The 2,311-nt window shown below is 73.2% G+C and carries 2 protein-coding genes; both read left to right on the top strand.

Annotated features, from left to right (window positions below):
* Positions 1-1,028: GNAT family N-acetyltransferase (locus SSNG_RS34155; RefSeq protein ID WP_063749978.1), on the top strand; the 1,028-nt coding region annotated here is incomplete at its 5' end.
* A 5-nt stretch (positions 1,029-1,033) separates the two neighbouring features.
* A complete protein-coding gene (locus SSNG_RS34150; protein WP_042804619.1) occupies positions 1,034-2,182 on the top strand; it encodes an acyl-protein synthase in 1,149 nt (382 codons plus the stop codon).
* Positions 2,183-2,311: the final 129 nt, after the last annotated feature.

The raw sequence follows: 2,311 nt of genomic DNA, 5'->3' as shown, positions 1-2,311 counted from the left end.
GGCCCGGCTCATCGAAGGACCCGTACTCCCTGTGGCTCGTCGGCCGCTGCCCCGCCACCGGGGCCCTGACCGCGTCCGCTGCCATCCACGGCGAGGCCGGCAGCCGCATCGGCCGCCTGGAGGGCATCGCCGTGCACCCCGAGCACCGCTCGGGCGGCCTGGCCGCCGCCCTGACCGGTGCCCTGTGCGCGGGCATGCTGGACACGGGGCGGCTGGACTCGGTGTACGCGACCGTGCGCACCGTCAGTGCCGGCCCGCAGCGGGTCGTCGCCCGCAACGGCTTCCGCCCGCTGGGCATCCTGCCCAACGCGGTGGATCTGCGCAGCCGCGAGAGCCTCGCACTCTACGCGCGTCACTCCGCCGGGGTGCTGGACCGCCGGATCCCCGTCACCGAAGTGCCCGCCCGGCTCCTGCCGTTGCTGCGCACCGCCGAGGCCGCGCTGGGCATCGGCTACCCCGGGGTGCGGGGCACCTCGGCGGCGCCGGAGCCCGGGCCGCGGGGCGCCGCCGACCGGCTGGAGATGATCGAGGCACCGGCTTTCGTACGCCGCCGCTTCCGCGAGCGGTTCCCGGGCGCCGAGGGCTGGTTCTACCCGCTGCACACCCCGAACGTGCTGCTCACGCCCGAAGACGGCCGGTTCGAGGTCTACGCGTACCTCAACCGCGCCGGAGGGTACTGCTCCCTGCTGACCGCCCACCCCGACCCGGCCGCCGCGGCCGCCTGCCTCGAACCCGTCACCCGGGCCCTGGCCCGCGCGGGCGCCGGCTACGTCGAGGCCCTCGTGCCGCTCGCGCACCAGGAGGTCCTCTCGGCGTTCCTGTCCGAGGGGTTCGTCGCCGGAGCCGTCTACCCGGCGATGCGCGCGGACGGCGACGGCTTCCACGACTACGCCGTCCTGTCCCGCTCCAGCGAGCGCATCGACTTCCGCGGCGTCGCCGTCGAGCCGCCCCTCCAGCCCTACCTGGACTGCTACGTGTCGGCCTGGGCGTCGACGCACCTGCCCACCACATCCGAGGTTGCCCCGTGAAACCCGTGAACCCCCATCTCGCGCCGGTCGCCGTACCCGACCCGGCCCTCCTCCCGCACGTACAACAGCTGTGCGACCTGACCGACCCGTACGCCTTCGGGCCGGCGGAGGACGAGCTGTTCGCCGCCGCCATGGCGGAGACCAACGCCTGGCACGTCGAGCGCTCCCCCTTCTTCCGCTCCCTGTACGAGGCCACTCCCCCGGCGGCGCCGTACCGGACGCCGCTCGTCCACGCCAACTTCTTCAAGCGGCACGAAGTGCTCTCCGTCCCGCGCGAGGACGTCGAACTGCACCTGACCTCCTCCGGCACCACCGGCCAGAAGTCGCAGATGTTCTTCGACCACTGGACCATCCGCTCCGCGCAGCGCATGGTCGCCCGGATCTTCGAGCGCAACGGCTGGATCACCCCCGACCAGGACGTCAACTACCTCCTGTACAGCTACGAACCGGCCCCCTCCCTCAACCTCGGGACCGCCTTCACCGACAACTACCTGTGCGACTTCGCCCCGGCCCGCAGCGTCGAGTACGCCCTGCGCAACACCGGCGGCGACCACGAGTTCGACCCCTTCGGCTGCATCGCCGCCCTGCGCCGCTTCGAACGGGACGACGCCCCGGTCCGCATCCTCGGCTTCCCGGCCTTCCTCTTCTTCACCCTGGAGCGGATGCGGGCCATGGGCCTGCCCCCGCTGCGCCTGCCCGAGGGCTCCCTCGTCGTCCTCGGCGGCGGCTGGAAGGGGCACTCCGACCGGCGCATCGAGAAGGAGGAGCTGTACGCCCGCGTCACCGAGCAGCTCGGCATCCCGGGCGAGCGGATCCGCGACACCTTCGGGTCCGTGGAGCACTGCATCCCGTACATCGAGTGCGACCACCACCGGCTGCACGCCCCCGTGTGGTCCCGGGTGACGATCCGCTCCACGCGCACCCTCGAACCCCTGCCGTACGGGGAGCGGGGCTACCTGCACCTCGTGTCGCCGTACATCACCTCGGTGCCGGCGCAGAGCGTGGTCATGGGCGACCTCGCCTCCCTCCAGCCGGGCGACGCCTGCGGCTGCGAGCTCCAGACCCCCTGGTTCACCGTCCACGGCCGTGCCGGGGTGAGCCGCAACCGCAGCTGCGCGGTGGCCGCAGCGGAACTGATGAAGGGCATGGCGTGACCATGACGCAGACCACGACCGAGGCGGCCGGCGCCGGTGCCGGCGCTGCCGCTGCCGCTGCCGCTGGCGCCGCCGCTGCCTCGTACGAGGAGCACGGCGACGGCGGTGCGCACCACTACTGGCAGGGCG

Origin of the sequence: Streptomyces sp. C, assembly GCF_000158895.1 — a bacterium.
In the GTDB taxonomy this organism is placed as follows: Bacteria; Actinomycetota; Actinomycetes; order Streptomycetales; family Streptomycetaceae; genus Streptomyces; species Streptomyces racemochromogenes.
The sequence above is the reverse complement of the archived record's forward strand: the minus strand, read 5'-3'. Positions and strand labels throughout refer to the sequence as shown.